14 protein-coding genes are annotated in these 26,508 nt (G+C 35.8%); 12 read left to right on the top strand and 2 right to left on the bottom strand.

What is annotated here, in order from left to right; translation table 11 throughout:
- The first annotated feature begins 118 nt into the window (after positions 1 to 118).
- Complete coding sequence (locus ACFE0M_RS03335) at positions 119 to 727, top strand: nitroreductase family protein (protein WP_434544321.1); 609 nt, start codon at positions 119 to 121, stop codon at positions 725 to 727.
- Between the two features lie 11 nt (positions 728 to 738).
- A complete protein-coding gene (locus ACFE0M_RS03330) occupies positions 739 to 1,233 on the top strand; it encodes a VOC family protein (protein WP_434544320.1) in 495 nt (164 codons plus the stop codon).
- 72 nt (positions 1,234 to 1,305) lie between these two features.
- Here the strand turns inward: ACFE0M_RS03330 and ACFE0M_RS03325 are convergent, their stop codons facing one another.
- The gene (locus ACFE0M_RS03325) at positions 1,306 to 6,585 is read right to left on the bottom strand and encodes an AAA family ATPase (RefSeq protein WP_434544319.1); all 5,280 of its coding nucleotides are present in this window, start codon (positions 6,583 to 6,585) and stop codon (positions 1,306 to 1,308) included.
- A 142-nt stretch (positions 6,586 to 6,727) separates the two neighbouring features.
- A complete protein-coding gene (locus tag ACFE0M_RS03320; RefSeq protein WP_434544318.1) occupies positions 6,728 to 8,194 on the bottom strand; it encodes a hypothetical protein in 1,467 nt (488 codons plus the stop codon).
- Between the two features lie 219 nt (positions 8,195 to 8,413).
- Here ACFE0M_RS03320 and ACFE0M_RS03315 point away from each other — a divergent pair, with 219 nt between their 5' ends.
- From ACFE0M_RS03315 to ACFE0M_RS03270, 10 genes are all read left to right on the top strand, one after another.
- Entirely contained in the window at positions 8,414 to 10,252 is a 1,839-nt protein-coding gene (locus ACFE0M_RS03315; protein WP_434544317.1) for a 7TM diverse intracellular signaling domain-containing protein, read from the top strand.
- Positions 10,253 to 10,514: 262 nt separating this feature from the next.
- Positions 10,515 to 13,553 (top strand): SusC/RagA family TonB-linked outer membrane protein, encoded by a 3,039-nt coding sequence (locus ACFE0M_RS03310; RefSeq protein ID WP_434544316.1) that lies wholly within the window; start codon positions 10,515 to 10,517, stop codon positions 13,551 to 13,553.
- A 16-nt stretch (positions 13,554 to 13,569) separates the two neighbouring features.
- The gene (locus ACFE0M_RS03305) at positions 13,570 to 15,108 is read left to right on the top strand and encodes a RagB/SusD family nutrient uptake outer membrane protein (protein WP_434544315.1); all 1,539 of its coding nucleotides are present in this window, start codon (positions 13,570 to 13,572) and stop codon (positions 15,106 to 15,108) included.
- Positions 15,109 to 15,152: 44 nt separating this feature from the next.
- Positions 15,153 to 16,301 carry a LamG-like jellyroll fold domain-containing protein gene (locus tag ACFE0M_RS03300; RefSeq protein WP_434544314.1) on the top strand — a complete coding sequence of 383 codons (1,149 nt, stop codon included), beginning with the start codon at positions 15,153 to 15,155 and terminating at the stop codon, positions 16,299 to 16,301.
- Positions 16,302 to 16,385: 84 nt separating this feature from the next.
- Positions 16,386 to 18,338, top strand: a complete 1,953-nt coding sequence (locus ACFE0M_RS03295; RefSeq protein ID WP_434544313.1) for a glucoamylase family protein — start codon at positions 16,386 to 16,388, stop codon at positions 18,336 to 18,338.
- Positions 18,339 to 18,449: 111 nt separating this feature from the next.
- Positions 18,450 to 19,787: a glucoamylase family protein gene (locus tag ACFE0M_RS03290; protein WP_434544312.1), complete on the top strand. Its 1,338-nt coding sequence runs from the start codon at positions 18,450 to 18,452 to the stop codon at positions 19,785 to 19,787.
- A complete protein-coding gene (locus ACFE0M_RS03285) occupies positions 19,777 to 20,565 on the top strand; it encodes a prolyl oligopeptidase family serine peptidase (protein ID WP_434544311.1) in 789 nt (262 codons plus the stop codon). The genes ACFE0M_RS03290 and ACFE0M_RS03285 overlap by 11 nt, the downstream gene beginning before the upstream one ends.
- Before the next feature lie 5 nt (positions 20,566 to 20,570).
- On the top strand, positions 20,571 to 21,566 hold the full coding sequence (locus ACFE0M_RS03280) for a metallophosphoesterase (protein ID WP_434544310.1): 996 nt from the start codon (positions 20,571 to 20,573) through the stop codon (positions 21,564 to 21,566).
- A 121-nt stretch (positions 21,567 to 21,687) separates the two neighbouring features.
- Entirely contained in the window at positions 21,688 to 23,973 is a 2,286-nt protein-coding gene (gene bglX, locus ACFE0M_RS03275; RefSeq protein ID WP_434544309.1) for a beta-glucosidase BglX, read from the top strand.
- Positions 23,973 to 26,504 (top strand): glycoside hydrolase family 2 TIM barrel-domain containing protein, encoded by a 2,532-nt coding sequence (locus ACFE0M_RS03270; RefSeq protein WP_434544308.1) that lies wholly within the window; start codon positions 23,973 to 23,975, stop codon positions 26,502 to 26,504. Before bglX ends, ACFE0M_RS03270 begins: the two co-directional genes overlap by 1 nt.
- Positions 26,505 to 26,508 lie beyond the last annotated feature (4 nt).

Below are 26,508 nucleotides of genomic sequence, written 5' to 3'. Positions count from 1 at the left end.
CTTTTCACCACATTCTAGTTTAGTTTTATTAATCGGGGAGAACTGCATAATTTTATCTAATAAAAATCCATGTAGCAACATGTAATTTGAATTTCCGTATTTATTGAAAAATATAATTATGGAAAATCAAACAATAGATACATCTCAGGACTTAGCTCAAATTCAACTGGATTTAATAAAAAAACGCCAAAGTCCGGTAGCTTTTTCTGATCAGGAAGTTAGCAAAAATCAACTTAAGCAACTATTTGAAGCAGCACGTTGGGCAGCATCCTGTTTTAATGAACAGCCTTGGCGATTTATAGTGGCTCGGAAAGAGCAAGAAGTTCTTTATAAGAAGGTATTGAATGGCATTAATCCGCATAACCAAACTTGGGCTCAAAATGCTCCGGTATTGATGCTCACCTTCGCCAAGAAAACCTTTGATAAGAATGGGAAGCCTAATATGCACTATATGCATGATCTTGGTTTGGCAGTAGGAAATATGTCTGCGCAAGCTACCGCCATGGATTTGTATTTACATCAAATGGCCGGTATTGTAAGAGAAAATATCCAGGCGGATTTTGACATTCCGGATGATTTTGAAATTGTATCGGCTATTGCATTAGGCTATAGACAAGACATTGAAGAGGTACCTGAAGAATTAAAGGCTAGAGAAATGAAAGAGCGAACTAGAAAGCCCCTAACTGAGTTTGTTTTTGACAAGTCTTGGGGTGAAAGCTCATTTTGAAAGTAAAAATCATGGAAAATTATCAGATCCCAGCACAAACGCGCATCGGACATATTCATTTGAAAGTTTCTGATTTGGACCGAGCCTTGGATTTTTATCATGGCTTATTGGGTTTTGAAATCATACAGAAATTGGGCGATCAAGCAGCTTTCATTTCTGCAGGTGGTTATCACCATCATATCGGCTTAAACACCTGGCAAAGTAAAGGGTCAGATCCAGCGCCCAAGAAATACCCTGGTCTATTCCACACTGCTATCGTTTACCCGAGCAGAAAAGCATTAGCCGAAATTTTTGTGCGTTTGAAAGAAGCTCATTATCCATTTACTGGAGCAGCCGATCATGGGGTTTCAGAGGCCTTGTATTTGGATGACCCTGATGGAAACGGGGTAGAGCTCTATTGGGACAGACCAAAGAAAGAATGGCCAAAAAATACGAACGGAGATATAGATATGTACACACGGCCACTCAATATTGAAGATTTGCTAAGTGAATTGGATGTAGAATAGTAATCAAAAAACCTAATACAACTATTTAATAATTCAATAGGGGGAATTCACTTATTAATCAAAAACCTTGGTTTACAGAGCCCTAAATCCAATAACCAATACATCATCAACCTGAGACTGCTGACCTTTCCAGCTTTCAAAGCGGTCATCTAAAATGGATTTTTGTTTTTCCATTGGTTCATGTGCGATTTCCTGAAGAAGCTTCTTCATTTTTCCCACCATGAATTTACGGTCATCTGGTCCACCAAATTGATCAGCATAGCCATCAGAATAAATGTAATAAGTACTTCCTTTCGTCAAATCTATTTTATGGTTGGTGAATCGATCGTTCTTTCGGGTTTTTCTTTTACCACCTATGGCCATTTTATTGGCTTTTATGATCTTCATTTCACCTTCTTTGTCCACTTCTACCAAAGGATTATTAGCACCAGCATATTCTAAAGTGTTGGCTTTAATATCTATGGCACAAAGAGCAGCATCCATTCCATCTTGATTATTGGTTTCGTCCTGTTTTAAAGATCGTTGGATAGCGTCATGAAGATGGTCAAGAATTTTTCCAGGCTGCAAAATATTATTTTGTTTGACAATGCTGGTTAGATGTGATTCTCCCACTAATGACATAAAAGCTCCTGGTACACCATGACCAGTGCAATCTATAGCAGCGATAAATATTTTATATTCAGTTTTTGCGAACCAATAAAAATCACCTGAGACAATATCTCTAGGTTTGAAATAAATAAAGTTTTCTTTGAGAGATTCACTTATGCTTTCATTGGTTGGCAAGGCAGCACTTTGAATTCTTTCCGCATATTTTATACTGGCCGTGATATTTTCATTTTTCTTTTCAATGATTTCTTTTTGTTCTACCACTTCAGCCGTTCGGGCTTGTACTTTTTCCTCCAAATTTTCATAAAGCATGGCATTTTCAATAGAAATGGCCATTTGTGTGGTAAGCATATTTAAAATTCGTATTCTATCGGCATTAAAAGCCCCGTAAGATAGATTGTTCTCTAAATAAAGAATACCAAGTAACTTACCCTTATATACCAAAGGAATACATAAAATAGATTTTGGATTATGGATGAGCACATGTTCATCTTGGGTGAAATTCCCTTCTTTCGAGGCGTCATTAAGCACGATACTTTCTTCAGTGCGCATCACATAATTTACTATTCCAGCCGAAATTTGAGGATTCTTACCCCTTGGCATCATGTCTTTTATAGGGACATGCAGCAACAATTCAACTTCTGTATTTTCAACATTGCAACTTGCCTCTACATACCATTCATTTGTTTCCTCATTTTTTAACATGAGGAAACCTTTTTCAGCCCCTGCATTTTCTATGACTAAATGCATGACCTTATCCAATAACTTGGATAAAACTACTTCTCCCGATAATGTTTGAGAGGCTTTAATGATGGTATTGATATCAATTGTATTGGCCCCATCAAAATTGAACTCCGTCATTTTTGCGGTGGTAGTGGCTTGAGTAGATAAGGTAATATCATTACCACCATAAACAGTACTTTGTTTTTTCTGTAGCTGTTCGGCTTTGTTTTGAAAGCCTTGTTTGCTGTAAATGATGATTGCCCTGTTCAAATGATATTTTGCCTCTTCGTGCCTATTCTCAATATCCATTAGTTCGGCCATCCTTTCGTGTATCATAGCCGGTAAATGATGAAAATGGTATTTTCTAGCACTCTCTATTGCTTGAGTATAAGTTTTGGAGGCTTGCCAATATTTTTTCTCAATGAATTCTTTTTCAGCCTTTAGGAATAAATATTTAGCTTGAAAATTATGAGGATTTTGATTGCTCCATTTTTTAAACTTTTTAATGGCGATATTTAAAGTGGATTTTTTACCGCTTGATCTCTGCAACATGATGGCATTATTCAAAGCTGCCCAAAAGTAATGTTCAGTGCTGTGCAACATGCCAGCAGAAGCATCCATTAAACTTTTAGATTTCTTTATGGTGTCAGCAGTCAGTTCAAAATCCCGATTTAAGTATTGATTTAATAATTGATTGATGAAAAAGTAATGAGCGAAATGTTGAGATACATAATCATTAGTTTCTTCTGCATATTCTTTTTCTGAAAAGTCTGCATTGTCAAAAGAAGTAGCCCTATCCGTTTTTCCTTGAAAGCATAAAACGGCTTGTCTTAGGGCTTTTACTGTCCCTATGAGTTCTTGATTATTAGATAGGTTTTCCAATAATTCCTGATATGCAGTCGCTTTCTTTTCAATTTCTTTCAAAGGTACTCCTCGCATCAACTGGTGCTGTAGAATTGCACAACAGCTACATCCGGTATGAAATAAATCACCCGTTTCCAAACCAGTTTCATAGGCTTTATTAAAATAACTTTCTGCTTCAAGGGCAGGATTTAACCATGAAGTAGCAAAATATCCGTTCACAAAGAGGACTTCACTTCTTTGGGTCATATTGCCGAATTTTTCATTAAGGTCTCTGGCTAACTGCCCGAACTGCTGTCCGGTCTTTCTCATTCCCAGAATACCGCCCATGAAAATCCCTCCAAATACTAAATAACCGATTGCACTTTCTGGAGTGTTTCCATTCTTCATGCAAAGGTTTACCATCACCATGGCATTAGCAACTGCCAACTCAGGCTTAATTTGATAAGCAGATTTTAATATGGCGGCCATTAATTTAACAGCCATGATGATATCCTTATCCTCAGCTGTTTTATGATTCACAAAATCCCGAATAGGCTGTCCTTTGAATTTACTTTTGGTTTTCAGCATATTGACGATTAGAGCCGGTTTTGGAGGATTTTGTGGTAAATTGATTTGAAATATTTGTTTTAATACTTCACTACCAGTGGCATATGCCTTTTTGAAATCCCCTATATTGGTATAGAAATGGATTTTTTTCTCATAAGCATTGGCTTTTTGGACTTTCGTTTTGGCCAATTCAACGGCTTTATCAAAAAACTGATTGGCTGCTTCATCCTGATCGCATAAATGTTCGGCTTCTGCTCTCCTAAGGTTAATATGGTATAAAAGCGCTGGTTCATTAACATTTTGTTCATCGGCAATTAAAACCATACCATTTTTGGCATAGCTTAGGGCAGAATCATAAGCAGCACTTAAAATGGCTTTTTCACATGCATTTGCATTCAGTTTGCATACTTCTATTTTTTCATTTAAATCCGTTATTAAGGGTAAGGCTTGGTTGAAATGATTGACCATATCAAAAAGTAACTGGCTTTCTTGTTGGGTATCAATATTAGATTTGATCATTCTGCCAATTGCCAAATGTAGTGATTGTGCTTTTTCCTCACCTAAAAGTTCATAAAAAGCTTGTTGTATTCTGTCATGAACGAATTTAAATTGGATTTCCTCCTTAATCTCATTAGAAGATAATAATGCGATATTATCCCTAAGCGGAATAATAAGACTTTCTTGTAACGCATTCTTTAATAATGGGATTATCTCCTTATAATCTTTATGCGTAAGTTTTGTCAAATCTTGTAAGCTGAAAGTATTTCCTACTACAGAAGCTGTTTTAAGAATTTCTTGTAAGTCAACAGGAAGTTTTTCTGCTTTTTTCATCATCAAATCCAACACATTATCGCTGAATCCCATCCTGCTTACTTTCTCTAATTCAAAGCTCCATTTCTTATCCTTTGCTTTAGCTGTGATAAAAGCTTCTTCATAAAGATTTTTCAGAAACTGATTGACAAAAAAGGCATTACCTCCCGTTTTCTTTTTTATAAGCTCTGCTAGTTTTTTAATGTGCTCGCCTTTATCTAGCAATGCATCTTCTAATAAAGAAATAATGGAGGTGGTAGCTAAATTTTCAAGTTTAATTTTGTTGATCGCTAGCTCATTTTGCTTTATACTATTCAACATTAATTGAAAAGGGTGTGCTTCAGCTACTTCATTGTCTCGGTATGATAAAATAACCAAAAGGTTTTCTATTTCCTTATCAGAAAGAATAGCATGCAGTAAATTTAAGGATGCAGTATCTGCCCATTGCATATCATCTATGAAAAGCACTAACGGATGATTTGGCTGAGCTATGGCTTTAATAAAATTTTGAAACACAAAATTCAGTCTATTTTGAGATTCTGATGCCCCAAGTGTGGGTAAGGCTGGTTGTGGTCCAATAATGAGTTCCATTTCAGGTATTATCTCAAGTAATACATCTCCATTTTCCCCTAAAGCTTTTTGAATCTTATCCTTCCAATTTTTTAATTGGCTTTCTTCTTTGGTAAGTACGGATTGAGTTAATCCTTTAAAGGCCTGACTAATGGCAAAATAAGGATTGTTTCGTTGAAATTGATCAAATTTACCACTAAGGAATTCTCCTTTTTTCTCTGTTATAGGTTTGTTTACCTCACTAATCAAAGCAGATTTACCTGTTCCTGAAGCTCCTGAAACCAATACTAGTTCTTTATTTGAATTACTTGCACGAGCAAAGGCATCCATCAATTGCTTTATTTCATGGTCTCTTCCATAGAGTTTTTCAGGAATGCTAAATTGATTGGAAAAGTCTTCAGATCCAATCTTGAAATCCGGGATACGCGAATTTTTCTCCCATTCCGCTTGGCATTTTTGTAAGTCATGCAGCAAACCTTCTGCTGATTGAAAACGGTCTTCTGCATTTTTTGAGAGCAATTTGAGAATTATTTTTGATAATACCTCTGGTATTTTTTCATTGAAATTATGTGGAGCAACCGGTTTTTTAGCAATATGGAAATGAATTAATTCGAGTGAATCATTTGATATGAAAGGAAGCTGTCCGCATAATAATTCATAGAATGTTATGCCCAAAGAATACAAATCGGATCGATAGTCAATAATCCGATTTACCCTACCGGTTTGTTCCGGTGAAATATATTGTAAAGTACCTTCTAATCGGTCAGGATTCTCTAAATGGTTTGATTTTAAATTTATTTCAGATGAAATATTAAAATCAATAATGGAGATTTTCTTATCACTTTTATCATAAAGTATATTATTGCTGTTAATATCCTTATGGATTATTTGCTTTTGATGTAGCTTCCCTAAAAGTGAGGTTGCCTGTATAGCAATATTAAAAAAATCTATTAAGCCTGCAGGTTTTGTGTAAAGATTTGATAAAGGAGTGCCCGGAACATATTCCAAAATAAGGGCATGTTGACCTTCAATAAATGTTTTGTCTAGCGCTTTTCTAAATCCGCTGCTTTCTAATTTACTGCTGATATACAGCTCATTTTCAAATTGGTTTATTTTTTTATCCGATTCATGGTCTTTTTTAAGTAACTTCACCAAAACCTCGGTTTTGTATTTTGGCAATTTGGTCTTAAAAATATTGGTTGATGATGAATTGTAAATTAATTCTCCTTCCATGTTCCTATTTTATACACTTCCTCCATTATAATTAATCCCCTATTACAGCAAATATCCATCTATCTGAACTAAAAAAAAATCCAAGTACCATATTTAAGACGGGAGGCCACATTTCATCGATAAGAGCCTTCCCAATTCTAAATTATTTAGACCTAGGCATGTACAATGCTGGATATTTTTCATGATGAAGTTCTTTATATCCAGCTGGTTTTTCAGGCTTTTTATTATAATTACCTCCTAAGCGCGAGTTATTGAGTGCAAACTGCATGAATAAATCATAATCCAATGCCATTATTGATTTTTGTTTTCCATCTAAGGCAGGCATAATTTCTGTGCCAGCCCTGTTTTGGTAGTAATTTTCCCAGCCTTTGCTTTCAGTGTTATAAAGAGTGTCGGTATAAACTAGATTTTGCTTAGGAGAAGGGTAAAAATCGTTTTGTGGAGGGAAAGTAGCAGTACCGTGACAACTCATACAAGCTGAAGCCCTAAAATGTAAATAGGATTTACCACCAGATGCTTTTCCATTTTCATTTAGGACAAAAACACTATCTGGTTTTCCGTCTGCTTTTATTCCGCCAACCATTGCAACATCAATGGGGCCTGAAAGTCGGTTTCCATAGCCAATATTAGCTTTGTAGTATTCTGGAGCATTAGGATTTAAGTAAGTCTCGGATAATGATTTGGTTGTGTCCAATTGACCAGGATCATTCCCCCATGACACCCCTAAAAGCTCTAAGCGATCAAAAGTAGTTTTGCCCTCACTTTTTTTATCGTAAATAAAAGTGGAAAACACCCAACCGGTTTCAGGTGCAGCAATAGTATCTTTAATGATGATGTCAAATTGAATCCAGGCTAATTCTTGTAGAATGGGGCCTTTATCTTTCATTGGACCGAATGCCATTTCCCTATAAATAGGAAAAGTACCGGCTCCTTGCATCAAATCCCAATCCTCTTGAGTGGCAGTAGTACCCGCGGCTTTAATGATGATGGCATTTTGCTTAAACTGTGCAGCTTTTGTAGTGTATTCCGGATAAAAGCCACTTTCATCATTAGATTTCCATAGTTCATTTAAAGTTTGGGAAGCTACATCATTATAATAAACTAAGGCATGGTTTTGCATAGGACCTTCAAAACCATAATCTTTAAAAATATCATTTTTCAAAACCTGACCGGTCATAGTGCCATAAATAGTTTCCAAACCTTCCCATTGGGTTGTATCGTATGCCTGTGCGCTCCAAGCCATATTGTACCAATCTTTTCTAAATTTGCTGGAAGGCCATTTTTTGGGTTCATTGATCATTACTTTCATGGCATCCTTTATGTATTCTCTTATTGACATGATATAGTCCGAAGCATTTTCTTGAGAGATGGGTTGGCCTGCCGTAATTTTCTCCCAAGGATAAACTTTTGAAGCTACACTTTCAGGATATTCATAATTTGCTTTAAAAAATGGGCCTGAATAGATAGAGTCAGGTGGATATTCTCCATTATTTTCTGCAAAAGGCTCTAGAACAGGTGTAGAGTTAGAATCTTTAGCTTGATATTCTGTCTTTTGAGAAGAGCATCCATACCAACATAATGAAATGGCAACAATGCAACAATAAGTCATTGCTTGTAAAGGTTTTGATTTAAACATAAGTGTAATTGTAAGAATATATATATTAAAAATGTAATATAAGATTAATTATATAATTCCGAAAAAAATCATAATAAATAAGCTTTATAATTTATGATAATTGTGGGGTTGTATTTGATATTTTTTGGATAAAATATCAATAATTAATTTTTTAAAATAATAAAATTTAAATTGTATTGTAAACTTTAAAAAATGCTGCTATACACTTTCATTTTGTCATTTCAAATCCTAATAAATCCCCTTGAAATAGAACAAGGCCAGCAAGAGGTAATCCTCAGCATGGAGGAATTATATTCATTTGAGGATAAGAGCAATCAACTCACTTTTTCGGATGTGAAATCTCCTTCATTCCAATCAAATTTTACTCAAAAGCCGAATTTTGAACCAGATGATTATAATAGAAACTCTACTTATTGGGTAAAACTTAATTTCAGTTTACCGGAATATGACGGCAATTACATATTAGAATTTTATGACCAAACCATTGACAGTATCAATGTTTTTATCAGGCAGGATAAGGGGGTCTATAGAAAGTATAATTTGGGAGATGCCTATCCATTTAGCAGCAAATCAATCAAGCATAAGAATTTTGACCTGACTTTGGATGCTAACAGCGAATATGAGGCTTATATACAGGTACGGAACTCTCAATATGCAGATATAAGAATTGCCATCAAGAGAATAGACCGTTTCATTCAATATAGTCTAAATGAATATTTCCTTTACGGGATATTTTATGGGATGATTTTGATTATTTCCCTTTATAATTTATTGATTTATCTGGCTATCAGGGAGATAAAGTATATTTATTATACATTTTATATTTTAAGTGTAGGCTTTTATGCTTTATGTATTGACGGAATTGCCTATCAATATTTATGGCCAGAACAACCTAATTGGAACCAATTGGCCTATGGAGTGGCCTTATATTCTATAATTCTTTGGTCCACTATATTCTCAATACGCTTTTTGAACACCAAAATCAGGGCACCAAGACTACATAAGTTGATATTGGGGGTATTGATAGCCCGATCATTACTTTTTATTTATGCTTTATTTTTTGATCCTTCTATATTTAGATTCCGGAATCTGGAGATCATTTTACTATCCATAATTTTCGTAAGTAGCATCTTCGTCTTCCGAAGAGGCTATAAACCTGCAAGATTCTTTGTGGTTGCCTACGGAATTCTGTTTTTAGGCTTTTTGATGCGTGCTTTGATCAATTGGTCTGTAATTCCTTTTAATACTTTTAATTATTATAGTCTTCATATAGGCTTTATACTTGAAATGTTGTTTTTAACATTTGCTCTATCTGACAGAGTAAGAATTTTGAAGGCTAATAGAGACCGAGCATTGAAAAGGATTGTAACGCAACATGAACAGAACGTAAAGGTCATCAATAAAATCAATAAAGGACTTGAGAAGAAAGTAGAAGAAAGAACCAAAGACCTAAATGAGAAGAATATTGAACTTGAAAAGTCTAACGAACAAATCAACAAGCAGTCAAGGGAAATTGCAGAAATCAACTCCATGCTTGATTTAGATAATTGGCGGTTGAAAAATAACATTAAAAAAATCCAGCGCGAAAGACTGTTGAATAAGAATTTAAACTTCGATGAATTTACTGAAATTTTTAATACCAAAGATCAATGCCTTGAAATATTAGCTTCTTTCAAATGGAAGAATGGGTATGAATGTCAAAGATGTGATAATACTAAATATCATCTCAATGATCAGAATTTAGCCAGAAGATGTACCAAGTGCGGTTATAATGAAAGCCCAACTGCCTACACAATCTTCAAAGGCATTAAATTCGATTTACCAAAAGCATTTTTTATTGTATATGCTCATCTTAATGAGGACAGATATACACTTGATGAATTGTCTGCAATTATGGACATGCGCAGAAATACGATTTGGGAATTCAAAAAGAAAGTAGAAGAAGAAATAGAAAATAACGGTAAGGCATATCTCAACAACTTGCTCCACTTTGGATACGAAAGACTGACAAACTTTGTAGAAGTTAGGTAATAATTGTAATATTCTAATATTAATCAAAAATTATTTTTATTGTTTTTTTAACAGGATAACAAAATTAAATTATACACTTATTAATTCTTATCTAAATATATTTTATGTTTTTAAAGCGTTATAAAAGTTGAAAAATAGCCGTTTTTTTCAATTGTATAATATAAAAATTTCTATTTTTAAATTTTGATTTTAAATTAAAATACTACTAGCTTGAGTTAAAATTATATTAAATGGTATAATCACACACTTTAAAAAAAGGCTTATGAAACGACTATTTTTACTATTACTTTTAGTGTTTTTTATTGGCTCCTTGGGTCATGCGCAAATGCTTGTAAAAGGGAAAGTTTCTTCTGCGGAAGATAATGATCCCTTGCCTGGTGTATCTATTCAGATAGAAGGTACTACCAAAGGAACAGTTACAAATATTGATGGAGAGTATGAACTACAAGTTGAGAATGATGATAAGATTATTTTTTCTTTTATTGGTTATAAAACACAAGTAATCAATTATTCTGGGCAGAGTACACTTAACATAGCTATGGAGGAAGACGTGGCTGCATTGGAAGAAGTAGTGGTGGTTGGATATGGTACGCAAGAAAAGAGAGATTTAACTTCTTCTATTACTACAGTTGATTCCGAAGAGATCACGAAAACACCTACTGGCCAAGCCATGCAAGCTTTGCAAGGAAAAGTAGCGGGTGTCCAAATTGTTAGTAATGGTGCTCCAGGCGGTTCGCCTACAGTGAGAATAAGAGGATTGGGATCTTTTCCAGGTTTCGGTGATTCCAGTCCTTTATATGTTGTGGATGGAATGTTTTTCGATGATATTGATTTCCTTAATACTGGAGATATTCAAAGTATGTCCGTTTTGAAAGATGCTTCCGCAGCAGCCATATATGGTGTAAGGGCGGCTAACGGGGTAGTGATTATCGAGACTAAAACAGGGAAATATAATCAAAAAGCAGAGGTAACTTATGATGGTTATTATGGGATTCAAAATCCCCAAAATGTCCTTAAAATGGCTAATACTGAGCAATTCACAAATTATGTTCTAGCCACTGGTTCATCAGCTGATGCTTCTTTTATTAATAATGCGTTCAATAGATTCGGAAGAAGCCGAACAAATCCTAATCTTCCAGCAGTAAATACTGATTGGTATGATGAAGTTTTACAACCTGCTCCCATGCAAAATCATACGGTTAATGTAACGGGAGGAACTGATAATATTAAGTATTCTGTTGGGGCTAGTTATTTTGGACAGGATGGAATAGTGCAAAATACTCGAAGTGAATATGACAGAACGAATTTCCGTACTAAGGTAGATGGTAGGGTTAGTGATCGGCTTACAGTGGGAGCTAATGTGAACATTAGTAATGCCACTCGATATGATGCTGACAATGGAGTATGGTTCAGAACCTACTTTGCGGTGCCTATACTGCCTGTGTATGATGAACAGAATGAGGCAGCAAGGCCGGAGAGTCTATCCAATGCTCAATTATTAGGCTATAGAGGTTCTCAAAATCCTTATTATAACCTTTTATACAGTGATAATCGAAATAAGATCTCAAAAATGGTGGGTAACTTCTATTTCGATTATGATATTATACCTGATAAATTGTCATTCAAAATGGCCTACAATTACTCAAATATTAATATAGATAGCCGGAATGTTAGATTTTCATTTTCAGATGGAGTCACCAATAATCCCAACTCCCTATCCCGAAATTCAAGAAGCGAATTAAATGAAATTTGGGATAATACTTTGACCTATAAAGACCAAATCGGAAAACATAAATTTACGATTTTAGGCGGGTATTCATACAGAAGTGAGGTAACAGAGGGGCAATTTGTTAGAGGTGATAGTTTGTCTTTATTAGATCCTGATGAGGAAACTACTTGGTTTATCTCTTTAGGTGATGCTACTGCTTCTATCAATTCTGATGGTTCAGGTGATTTTGGATCTCAAGAATTTGGTGTTTCTTATTTTGGTAGGTTATCCTATAGTTTTGATAATAAATATTTATTCTATGCAACTGTTAGAAGGGACGGAACTAATAAGTTTCAGCAAAGATTTGGAACTTTTCCAACATTCGGTGCTGGATGGGTCGTTTCAGAGGAATCTTTCTTTGATTTTGATTTTGTCGATTTCCTAAAATTGAGAGGAAGTTGGGGTAGGTTAGGTAATGATGCAGTAAATGCAGCAGTGGGACAACCTACCAGGTCAACCACCACCACAGCAATTAATGATCAATTAGCGCCAGGAGTAATAGTGGACAATACATTTGATTTGGTAGAAAAATGGGAGACAGTTGAGGAAACCAATTTTGGTATAACAGCAGATTTTCTTAGTGGTAGATTATCTTTAGAGGCTGATTATTACCAAAGGGATACTAAAGACGGAGTTACATTACTTCTTTTACCAGCTCAGCGTGATATCATTAGACGGAATTTAGCTGAAATTAGAAATTCTGGATTTGAGTCAAGCATCAATTGGAGTGATAAAATAGGAGATAAATTCACTTATAATATTGGAGGTAATATTGCTACTCTAAATAATGAAGTATTGAGTTTAGGCGGACAAAGATATTTGGATGCCGGCTCTGCAGAATTTAGACAGCGTTCTATTGTAGGAGAGGCAATCAATGCTTTTTTTGGCTATGAGGTTGAAGGTGTATTCCAAACAGAAGGAGATATTGCTACCAGCGGGTATAATCAGGAATTTATAGATGATAACAACTTAGTACCAGGTGACTTTAAATATAAAGACCAAAATGGTGATGGCGTAATTGATTCCGAAGACCGGGTAGTATTAGGCTCTTTTCTACCTAGTCTCACTTACGGAGCTAATCTTGGTCTTGGATACGGTAAATTTTATTTGTCAGCCAATATTCAAGGGCAGTCTGGTCACTCTATTCTTAATAGAAAGAGAGGTGAAATTATTTTTACTACCGACACTAACATTGATGCTGAGTTAGCTACAAATCTTTGGGATGGACCTGGGTCATCTAATAGATATCCATCAGCAGCTGGTTTAAGAAAGGGATGGAACCAAAATTTGAGTGATTATTTTGTTGAGGACGGATCATATTTCAGAATTCAGAACGTTAGACTTTCTTATCAAGTTGGAGATCAGTCAATTATGGGAACTGAAATACCGGACATTACTGTTTACCTCACAGCTGAAAGACCATTAACCGTTTTTGACTATAACGGATTTAATCCTGAAGTGGCAAATGGAATTGATAGACAAAATTTCCCAATTTCTGCTGTTTATTCTGCCGGCTTAAGAATGAAATTTTAATTAAAAAACTAAGATTATGAAAAATTTACAGAAATTAATTTTGAGCTTAGGAATCATACCTATTTTGTTGATAACACCGGCTTGCGATGACAAATTGGAGGAGCCTTTATCAGCTACTTTCCTAGAAGAAAATGTTGATTATACGCAAACAGAAAATATGCGCTCTGTTTTAGTAGGGGCTTATTCAAGTTTCTACAGTTTGCAATGGGAAACCTTTCCAGTGATAGGGGTAAGAGGAGATGATGTTAATGCGGAGGGCGATCAGTTCCCATTAATTGAGACGGATGAATTTAGATATGAACCTTCATTTTGGATGTATAATTCTGCATGGCAGAACTTATATGGCGATATTTTTTCATGGAAAGCTGCTATAGAAGAAATTGAGAGATACAAAGAGTTTGCCGATAATCCTGCAATAGCTGATCAATATATTGCAGAGATAAAAGTAATGGAAGCATTTGAATTATTTCAATTAGCTAGATTATGGGGGGAAATATTAATTCCTAGAACTGCAAGATCTGAGGATTTATACAATGAACCACTCTCATCTTTCGAGGATGTTATGATTTATATATCCGAAGAAATGGATGAAGCCATTCCTTTGCTTTTAGATATGAGACCAAATGAGAGAGCGGAGTTGCCTGGAGGGGTAACTAGATATACAGCTCTAGCAATAAAAGCAATGGCTAATCTTGAAATTGGAAGATATGATGAGGTGGCTGAAGCTACTGGTGAAATCATCAATAATGGAGGATTTAGTTTAGAGACTGATTATTATAATCTATTTAAAATTCCTGGGAAACTAAATGATGAAAACTTATTAGAATTGCAGTATTCTGATTTTGGTCAAGCAACCGGGGAAAATAGAGCGTATCTGTATGCTTTCTTTGGCCCTAATAATTGGGAGCCAGCTGTTAGTGGTGCGAGTCCGGGATGGGGCTTTTGGGAACCGACTGAAAAATATATAAAATTCATGTTAGATAGAGAGGAAACCATAAGGTTAGAAACCAGTGTCTTATTTACTCAAGAAGGAATTGAGTCAATCCAGTCTGATCCTCAGTATGCGGATTTACCTGACTTTGTTTCCAATACCACTCGTGATGGAGATGTGATAGGTAGAACGGATGGTGAACCAAATCCTAGAGCTATTTTTTCTAGTGGGAAGCACTATTTGCCTTCCAATCAACTTACACCAGGCAGAACATCCTATGGAACGAATAAAAATTTTATTTGCATCCGGTATTCTGAAATCCTTTTAATGCATGCAGAAGCTTTAGTCAATGGAGGTAATTCCAATAGTATTTCAGCGGCACAAGCTGTAAACTTAGTTAGAGATAGAGCAGGATTACCTAATATCAGCAATGTTGATTTAGATGTGGTACTAGATGAGAAATTTGCAGAGTTTGGCATGGAATGGGGAATCAGATTCTATGATTTAGTCCGATATGATAGAACTGATGAATTGAATTATGACGGTAGAAATTATTCTCCAATTGAAGATAGATTTTTACCTTATCCACTAGCACAGCAAGATATTTTATCACAATTAAATTGATAGACTATCCTATACAATTTAAATAATCTTTAAAAAAGTTAATTATGAAACGACTAATATATATATTGATAATAGCTCCTTTTTTTGTCATGACCGCTTGTCAAGATGGTTACATTGATGATATAAGTGAAGTTGACCCAGGTAGTGACCAGGAGAATCCTATATTGGAATTAAGTAGTCCTTCCGGCAATATCACCATTCCGTTTGACGAAAATCAATCTACTATTGAAGTTGAATTAGAAGCAACTGACGATATCGAATTAGGAGAGGTAAGCATTTCCTTTGATGGAGAAGAATTGGTGACTTTTAACGAGTTTATCGATTACAGAAGATTTACCACCACGTATGCCATAGAAAATGTTGAAGTTGGCGATCATACTTTAACTGTAGTAGCTACTGACCTGGCTGGCAAATCTTCCGAAGAGTCAGTCGAGTTCACGTTAAGTAATCAATATCAGGCTCTTAATGGGGAAATTTTGTATATGCCATTTGAAGGTAATTCTATAATAAATTTAATCGATAATACAGAAGGAACCCCAAATGGTGATGTGACATTTGCTTCAGGTGTATCCGGTTCCTCAATGAGATTAAATGGAGCTCAAGAATCATATGTTTTATTTGACCCTACTGAAAATATTTTAAATGTTGAGAGCTTTACAATCTCTTATTGGGTAAATCCAGAATTTGTAGATGAAGATAATGATGGTGGAATTGATGGAGTATTAGGTTTAATTGGTCTATCGAATACAGGAAGGTTCTGGGGTAATGTGGATCTTTTTGTGGAAAATGGTAGTAATCCTACCGATGGAGCTGATATGAGACTTCATTTTACCAATAGTTCAGCAACTGAAACATGGATTACCAATGTGAATGATGTACAAGGATTTTTTGATACTTGGTCTTATCAGGTAATTACCTATGACCACCCGTCCAATACCTTTAAATACTACATAAACGGTGAGTTGAGAACAGAAGTAGTAACCACTTGGGGCGATACTTTCAATTTTGCCGATTCAGGCCCTATGGTTTTAGGTTGCGTTCAGTTTCAAACCGACCCTAGTTTGACTTCTGCGACCGGTTCGCAACCTTGGGCCAGTTACCTTACTGGAAGAATAGATGAATTTAAAATGTTTAATAGAGCTATTTCAGAAGCAGAGGTAACAGCACAATTTGAAGAAAACAATCCTAATTGATAATTAAGACCGTCAGCAGCTACCCTACTGTTGGCGGTTTCTTTTTACTTAAAAGCTGTAGTTTTTTACCTATATTATTATTAAATGAGGTATTCTTACATATTTTATGTTCTTACATTATTCTTTTCTGCTTGTCAAGAAGTTGAGAATATTGAAGGTCAATTCGAGCTCAATAAAATTTTCATTGGAAATGAGGAATACACGTGGGGGTCAGAAAATCCTCTGAAAATTCCGGTTGATCAAATTATTACCCTTGTCTTTTCTCAAGAAATTGATGAATCATCTGTGGATGAAGGTTTACTGTTAACTAAGATCAACGAGGGGGTTGTAAATATTTCCATTAATGTGAATGGAAATTCAGTTTCTATTTTCCCCTCTGGTTCTCTGACTTATTCCTCAGAATATGAAATTGAAATTACGGAGAAATTGAAATCTTCCTCAGGAGCTGACGCAATAAGGCAAAACATTAATTTTTTTACTCAATTGGAAAAGCTGGGAATTCATGAATTGAATATAGATGGTAGAGTTATTAATTTAAATAACCTAATTCTTCAAAATGTTCAGGTAGATACAGATATACGAATTGAATTTTCTGCTGCTATCGATCAGGAAAAGTTTGAGGAAGCAATCTCTATTGGGAATGAAGATTTAGTATTCGAATATAATGAAACCAATACTATTGTCGATTTCAGGCCTCAACAAGAATTAAGTTATTTAAAGAAATATCAGATTAATTTAGAAAATGGAGATATTGGAGCGCTAGGTGAAAATTTTGATGGTTTTAGCAAAACCTTCTTTACCCGATTAGATTCCACCTATAAATTCGATGAAATTTCTGATGAGGCACTTTTAACCAAAATTCAAGCGCAAACTTTCCAATATTTCTGGGATTTTGCTCACCCCAATAGCGGATTGGCGAGGGAAAGAAATACCTCTGGTGATTTAGTGACGATTGGTGGATCCGGTTTTGGCCTGATGGCCATAATCGTGGGGATTGAGAGAGGATTTATTACAAGACAAGAAGGAATAGATCGCTTCGAAAAGATAGTGAATTTTCTTTCGGATGCCGACCGTTTTCATGGCGTATGGCCTCATTGGATGAATGGAAATACGGGTAATACAATTCCTTTCAGCGAGTTGGATGATGGCGCAGATTTAGTCGAAACCGCCTTCATGATCCAAGGCCTATTGGCAGTAAGGCAATATCTAGATGAATCAAATGCGCAAGAACTGGCCATTATCAATCAGATCACCACACTATGGGAAGGGGTAGAATGGGACTGGTTTACTAAAGGAGGCGAGGATGTATTGTATTGGCATTGGTCGCCCGAAAATGAATGGGCCATGAATCTACCCATTAGAGGCTGGAATGAAAGCTTGATTATTTATGTTTTGGCGGCTTCTTCTCCCACTCATCCTATTGAAAAATCAGTTTATGATGCAGGTTGGGCAAGAAACGGAGGAATTATAAATGGAAGCAGTGTCTATGAGATCAATATGCCGTTAGGGGAAACCCTTGGAGGGCCATTATTCTTTGCACATTATTCCTTTTTGGGTTTAGATCCTCGCAATTTGCAAGATCAATACGCCAATTATTGGGAGCAAAATCAAGCTCATTCTTTGGTTAATCAGGCGCATTGTACTATAAATCCCAATAATTTCATAGGATATAGTGAAGCATGCTGGGGCTTAACGGCTAGTGATAATCATCAGGGGTATAGTGCCCATTCGCCTGGAAATGATTTAGGCGTAATTACACCAACTGCCGCTATTTCCTCTATTCCATATACTCCCGAAGAATCTATGAAGGCTATCAGGCATTTTTATTATTTGCTAGGAGATAGGTTATGGGGTGAATATGGCTTTTATGATGCATTTAATGTGACCCAAGATTGGTATGCGGATTCTTATTTAGCAATAGACCAAGGCCCAATTATTACGATGATTGAAAATCACCGAACGGCATTGATCTGGGATATTTTTATGCAGGACCCAGATGTACAAAAAGGATTAAATGATTTAGGATTTACTTTTTAAATAGAGCCTATTAGGCAATTACTTGAGAGAAAATTGTATCTCTTTGATAGTTAGTACCAAATGATAAATATTTTTGAAATTAATTTTTGGATTCCATATAAATGATTTGAAATGAAAAATTTACTCTTATTAATTACTACGGCACTTCTTTTCTCTTTTTGTTCTTCACCCCAAAAAGAAAAGAAAGCAAGCACGAATAAAATGGATGATGACTCACTCTTGAATTTAGTGCAATATCAGACATTCCAATATTTCTGGGATGGGGCAGAGCCTAATTCTGGATTGGCCAGAGAAAGGTTTCACGAGGATGAAGTTTATCCTTCTAATGATAAGCATATCGTAACGACTGGAGGATCTGGATTCGGATTAATGGCAATCATAGTAGGAGTGGAAAGAGGCTTTATTGATCGAGATCAAGCCATAGAAAGATTTGAAAAAATAATGGATTTTCTGGAGACAGCTGACCGTTTTCATGGTGCTTACCCACATTGGTTAAATGGTGAAACGGGAGAAGTAAAGGCATTTAGCAAAAAAGATGATGGTGGAGATTTAGTGGAAACGGCTTTTCTGATTCAGGGACTTCTAACTGTAAGGCAGTTTTTGGATGCATCAATTGAATCTAAGAAAAAACTAGCACAAAGAATTACTAACATTTGGGAAGGTGTAGAATGGGATTGGTACACAAAAGGAGAAGATGTTCTTTACTGGCACTGGTCTCCCAACTATGAATGGGATATGAATTTTCCCGTGGGAGGTTACAATGAATGCTTAATTATGTATGTGTTGGCGGCTTCTTCTCCTACTCATTCAATAGATGCTGATGTTTATCACAAAGGTTGGGCAAGAGATGGTGCTATTGCAAATGATACTACTGCATACGGTTTGCCTACCATTTTAGATCACTACGAACATGCTGATAAAGCAGTAGGGCCATTGTTTTGGGCTCATTATTCTTATTTGGGTTTAAATCCTAAAAATCTTAATGATAAATATGGAGACTACTGGGATTTGAATAAGAATCATGCATTGATTCAATACAGATATGCGGTAGAAAATCCTAATGATTTCGAGGGTTATGGAGAAGATCTATGGGGCTTAACTTCTAGCTATTCTATGAAAGGGTATGCGGGACATAATCCTGATGATGATTTAGGTGTGGTTTCACCAACTGCAGCACTTTCTTCTTTTCCTTATACCCCAAAGGAAAGTATGCAATTCCTAAAATTCTTATATGAGCCTAAAAGAGATAGCTTGATAGGGAATTACGGGCCTTATGATGCTTTTTCATTTGAAAATGATTGGTATGTCCCGCGCTACTTGGCAATTGACCAAGGTCCAATTCCAGTAATGATCGAAAACCATCGATCAGGCTTGATTTGGGAGCTTTTTATGCAGAATAAAGAAATTGAAAATGGGCTTTCTAAACTTGGATTTTACTATGAAGAATAAATTGAAATATTGTGCTGTTTTTATATTAACAGCCTTAGCTGTAAATTTAAATGCACAGGATAAATCTGAATTTCTAAAAGCAAAATTAATTGAAGGTGAGGATACTTTAAGTTACCGAATTCTTTACCCTAAAGATTTTAATCCTGCCGAAAAATATCCACTTGTCCTGTTTTTGCATGGCGCAGGTGAAAGAGGAGGTGAAAACGAAAAACAGCTTGTTCATGGCAGTTCATTATTTCTCAATCAAGAAAACCGCAATAAATTTCCTGCAGTTGTAATTTTCCCACAATGCCCAACAACAGAATATTGGGCTAAAGCTGATATTGTTAGGGCTGAGAGCGGAAATACTTTTGACTTTGATTATTCACAGCAACCGCATAGCAGCATGAACCTAGTAATGGAATTGGTAAAAGATTATAGTCAAAACCATTTCATTGATAAGTCCAAGTTATATGTTGGGGGACTTTCTATGGGTGGAATGGGCACTTTCGAAATACTGCATAGAATGCCCAATACTTTTGCAGCTGCTTTTGCCATTTGTGGTGCGGGTAATCCCTATTCAGTGGGGAATTATGCCAAAAAAGTAAATATGTGGGTTTTCCATGGTGCAAAAGATGATGTGGTGGAGCCAACTTATTCAAAAGAAATGGTGAAATCACTAGAAGAGGCGGGAGCTAAAGTGAAATTTACACTTTACCCAGATGCTAATCATAACAGTTGGGATCCAGCATTTGCTGAGCCTGAATTACTCTCTTGGTTATTTTCCAATTCAAAATAAAATAAATGAGGTATTTGAAATCCATAGTGATCAATTCCATTTATTTAATTCCATTTATACTTTCAAATGGGGCGTGTACTTCGAAATCAGAAATAGCAACTATTGTTTTGCTGCCTGATACACAATATTATGCAGAGAAATACCCTGATATTTTGATGAGCCAAGTGGATTGGATTTTAGATAATAAAAGCAGTATCGATTTTGTACTTCATCAAGGCGATTTGACTCAAAATAATAATAAGGAAGAATGGCAATTGGTGCAATCAGCATTTGATAAACTGAATAATGAAGCACCTTATATGTTAGCAGTAGGAAATCATGACATGGGTAGCCAGCCGGGGAAATTTGCCGATACTCGCAATACGGATATGTATAATCATTATTTTCCTTACGATAAAATGTCGGAAATGCGAGGTTTCGGAGGCACTTATTCAGTTGGAAATATGGATAATGTTTTTTATGAATTCGAGGCGGGTAACCATAAATGGTTAGTGATGTCTCTTGAATTTGGACCCTCTGATGATGTGCTCAAATGGGCTAATCAAATTGTTGAGGAACATCCGGAGCGAACAGTAATTCTCAATACACATAGTTATATGTATTCCGATAGTACAAGGCAAAATTTAGGAGACAGTTGGCGACCACAAGCTTACGGAATAGGTAAAGATTCCACCAAAACCGTAAATGATGGAGAACAGATATGGCAAAAATTTGTAAGAAAGCAACCAAATGTAAGATTCGTTTTTTCAGGACATATTCTTAACACCGGTATTGGGAGTCTGATTAGCATCAATGATGCAGGAAATCATGTGTATCAATTTTTGGCAAATTATCAATCGGAAGTCAAGGGTTCTGAAAACGGTGGAAACGGTTATCTCAGAATTTTAAAATTGGATTTTAAAAGCAATCAAATGAAAGTTGATACTTATTCGCCATATCTGGATCAATATATGGATGTTGAAGGACAATCTTTCACCATCAATAATGTGATACTTGAATGAAACTGTGATTTTAAGGTGGCGCAAAAAATTTGATATGGAAGAAATGAATAGCGTACAAGGTCAATTGTAATCAATAGGTTTCTTATGGATACCTAACTGTTTAAATAAAAATTATATAAAAATGAAATATTTATTATCGATCCTAAGTTTCGTCATCATTTTAACTGGCTGTAATAAAGGTCAGGAAAAAAAGAGTAGTAATGATATTGATCAAAAAGTGGACAGCCTTTTATCTGAAATGACCCTTGAAGAAAAAATAGGTCAATTGAATTTGCCATCTGTTGGTGATGTGAGTACTGGAATTAGTACCAATAAAGGAATAGCCAAGCAAATTAAAGAAGGAAAAGTAGGGGGATTGTTCAACATTAATGGTTTGGATAAAATCCGTGCGGTTCAAAAAGTAGCCATTGAGGAAAGTAGATTAGGAATTCCTTTAATTATTGCCAAAGATGTCATTCACGGATACAGAACAACTTTCCCTATTCCTATCGGGCTTTCTGCCAGTTGGGATCTGGAATTGATTGAGAAATCCGCAAGAATTGCCGCTGAGGAAGCATCAGCCGATGGCATAGCCTGGACATTCTCTCCTATGACCGATATTTCTAGAGATCCGAGATGGGGTAGAGTATCAGAAGGTAGCGGAGAAGATCCTTATTTGGGTGGAAAAATTGCTGAGGCCATGGTGAAAGGTTATCAAGGAGATGATTTGTCTGCAGAAAACACATTGCTTGCTTGTGTAAAGCATTTTGCTCTTTACGGTGCTTCAGAAGCAGGCCGTGATTATAATACGGTAGATATGGGCCGTTTGAGAATGTATAATGATTATTTCCCACCTTACAAAGCAGCAGTTGATGCCGGTGTGGGAACTGCTATGGCTTCTTTTAATGAAATAGATGGAGTTCCAGCAACTGGTAATAAGTGGTTGATGACCGATGTTTTGCGTGAAGCTTGGGGCTTTGATGGTTTTGTAGTCAGTGATTATACAGGCGTAAGCGAAATGATTGCCCACGGAATGGGCGATCTTCAACAAGTATCTGCATTGGCCATCAATGCTGGGGTGGAAATGGATATGGTAAGTGAAGGCTTTTTAACCACACTGGAAAAATCGGTTGAGGAAGGAAAAGTATCAGAAGAAACCATCACCAATGCTTGCAGGTTGATTTTGAAGGCAAAGTTTCAATTAGGTCTCTTTGATGATCCTTACCGATATATGGATGAAGAAAGGGCTGCTAAAATATTTTCCGATGAAAATAGAGCAGTTGCACGAAAAGTAGCTTCTGAATCCATGGTTTTATTGAAAAATGATGATGTTTTACCGCTTAAAAAAGAAGCGAAAATCGCTTTGATTGGCCCATTAGCCAATAATAAGGAGAATATGGTAGGTACTTGGAGTGTGAGTTCTGATATCAGCAAATCCATTTCGATTTATGATGGCATTAAAGAAGTTTCTACCAATCCTAAAAATATAAAATATGCGAAAGGATCTAATTTGGTGGCAGATCCAGACTTAGAAAAGAGGATCGGTATGTTTGGTAAAAATACTTATCGTGACGATAGACCTGAATCAGTTATGATTGCTGAAGCAGTACAGCTAGCACAAAAATCCGATGTGGTAGTGGCAATTTTGGGTGAAGCTTCGGAAAGTTCGGGTGAAAGTTCTAGTAGAACGGATATAAGTATTCCTGATATTCAAGTGAATTTATTAAAGGCACTAAAAGCCACCGGCAAGAAAGTAGTGGTTGTTTTATTAAGCGGAAGGCCATTAGTGCTAAATGAAATATTGGAAGATTCAGATGCCATATTGAATGCTTGGTTCCCAGGTTCAGAGGCTGGATTAGCATTGGCAGATGTTTTATATGGAGATGTCAACCCTTCTGGAAAACTCACCATGACCTATCCTCAAAATGTAGGACAAATTCCAATTTATTATGCTCATAAAAACACAGGCCGTCCTCTTGAGGGAGAGTGGTTCCAGAAATTCAAAACCAATTATTTGGATGTGTCCAATGAACCGGAATTTCCTTTCGGATATGGATTGAGTTACACTAATTTTTCATACGATAACCTAAGCCTAAGCACGGAAAGTATTAGCATGGATGAAAGTTTAACGGTATCGGTAGAAGTAAGCAATACGGGGGATGTTACCGGTAAAGAAGTTGTTCAATTATATATTCGTGACATGGTGGGTACAGTTACACGCCCCGTGAAAGAACTGAAAGGCTTTCAAAAAATTGAATTGAAAGCAGGAGAGACTAAAACCGTTGAATTTACCTTAAGTAAAGAAGAACTTGGTTTTTATCATCAGGATATGAGTTTTTATGCTGAACCGGGGCAATTCAAAGTTTTTGTGGGAACAAGCTCGGAAAATGTTTTAAAGGATGAATTTGAATTGAAAGCCAAAAAATAATGCGAATTCTCCTTGTCCTTATTTTTATTTCAGTATTCAATTATGATTTAAATGCCCAAAAAGGAAGGTTCAAACAATCATTAAATGATAACTGGACTTTTCATTTAGGAGAATTCTCTGATAGTTCGGATGGGGAAAGAATTAATCTTCCCCATTCTTGGAATATAAAAGATCCATTTGATGAGGAAAAGGGCTATTACAGAGGAGAGTCTTGGTATGTTCGGTCTTTGGAAGTTAAGTCAAATGAAAGTAAAAAATGGTTTCTGCATTTTGAAGGCGTAAATCAAGTTGCAGAAGTTTATGTTAATGGAGATTTGGCAGGAAAGCATATTGGGGGCTATACAGCTTTTAATGTTGACATATCAGATTTATTAAAAGAAGGTGAGAATGAATTAAAGGTTAAAGTTGATAATAGCTATGATGAGCATATTGTTCCATTAAAAGGTGATTTTAATTTTTATGGAGGTATTTATCGGGATGTATGGCTCATTTCTACTTCAAAAACTCACTTTAATTTTAGTGAATATGGAGATTTTGGAGTTTTTATTTCAACTCCTAAAGTTTCAGAAGAATTAGCGGAGATAAAGGTGAAATCCACAATAATTTCCAATAAGGATTCGAAATCTAAAATTTCCTATAAACTTTTAAGTCCTGATAAAGAACTAATTTTCAATGAAAAGCACGAGCTTACTCTTAAAGCAGGAAAGCAAACCTTCAATCATGCTTTACCAGAAATCGAAAACCCACAGCTTTGGCATCCCGATAGTCCAAATCTTTATCAATTGGAGATTTCAATCTTAGATCAGCAAGACCAAATTTTAGATCATCAAATCATCCCAATTGGATTGAGGTGGTTTAAATTTGATCCTAATGAAGGTTTTTTTATCAATGGTGAACATCTAAAGTTGATGGGGACTAATCGGCATCAAGATTATCCCTCCAAAGGAAATGCCTTATCCGATCAAAGACATATTAATGATGTGAAAATGATTAAGGCTATGGGAAGTAATTTCTTCAGGACGGCCCATTATCCTCAAGACCCCGCAGTTTTAAGGGCTTCAGATCAACTAGGCTTATTAGTAAGTATGGAAATCCCTTTAGACCATGACATCACGGACTCAGAGGTGTTTTATGAAAATTCCAAACACATGATGGTAGAGATGATTCGACAATATTATAATCATCCAAGTATCATAATTTGGGCTTATATGAATGAAATGTTGTTGGGCAGGCAATCAGATAGAGATAAGGAAATCATCACCAAAATTGTGGATTTCGCACAAGTATTGGAAGATTTAACCCGTGAGGAAGATAGTACACGCTATACCATGATTCCAAACCATGGTGCACTTCAATTATATCATGAAGCAGGCCTAACTGAAATCCCAATGCTAGTGGGATGGAATTTATATTTTGGGTGGTATGAAGAACAATTGGGTGCAGGAAGTTTTCTGGATGACTTTCATGAATTAGTTCCCGATAAACCCATGTTGATAACAGAATTCGGAGCAGGAGCTGATCCAAGAATCCATTCCTTTAACCCTCTCAGATTTGATTTTTCTATTGAATGGCAAATCCAATATCATCAGCAAAACCTAATCGATATTATGGAACGATCTTTTGTTGCGGGTGCTGCCGTCTGGAATTTAGCAGATTTCGGTTCTGAAAATAGAAATGATGCAGTGCCTAAAATCAATAGTAAAGGCTTAATAGGATTTGATAGAAAGCCCAAAAATTCCTATTTTCTATATCAAAGTTGGTTAAAAAATGAACCCTATCTAAAAATGGCATCCTGTGACTGGGTTAGAAGAGAAGCTTTTGAAGCAACTCAACCTATTCAGTTTTTCACCAATGGGAATTCAATTCAACTGACGGTAAACAATCAGAAAGTCAATGTTCAATCTTTTGAAAATCATTTGGCAGAATGGAAAGTGAATCTACAAAATGGAATCAATACACTTGAAGCGGAGGCTAAATTCCAAGATACTATTATCACGCAAAAACACATTATTGATTTTAGTTTGATTGATTCTACATGGATTTCAAGCAATACGCTATTGGTAAATTGCGGGGCAAATTTCTTTTTTAATGATCCAATTGAAAATGTAACATGGCAACCCGAAAAAGCCTTTCAAAATAAACTGTTCGGATACAAAGGTGGGGAAATATTTCAACCTAGAGATAGAGGTATTGGAACAGATAGACAAATTTTCCTTACTCAAAACGATCCACTTTATCAGACAGCTAGAGTGGGCGGAGAGTATAAGTTTGATTTGACTGAGGGTCAATACGTAGTAGTTCTTCATTTCGCAGAGATTGATAAAAACTACAATAAAGAGAAGAGTCGAATTTTTGATATTCTTTTTAATGATTTAGTGGTATTGGAGGATTTCGATTTGGGACAAATAGAAAAGTTTACTGCTTATAGTAAAAAAATCATCACTCAAGTAGAAGATAGGGGATTAGCTATTTCATTTAGCGCTAAAAAGGGAGAGCCTATTTTAAATGCAATTGAAATACGAAAACTTTGATATT

The organism is Marivirga sp., assembly GCF_051117495.1.
In the GTDB taxonomy this organism is placed as follows: domain Bacteria; phylum Bacteroidota; class Bacteroidia; order Cytophagales; family Cyclobacteriaceae; genus Marivirga.
Note: the sequence above shows the minus strand (reverse complement) of the source record. Positions and strands in the feature narration are given on the sequence as shown.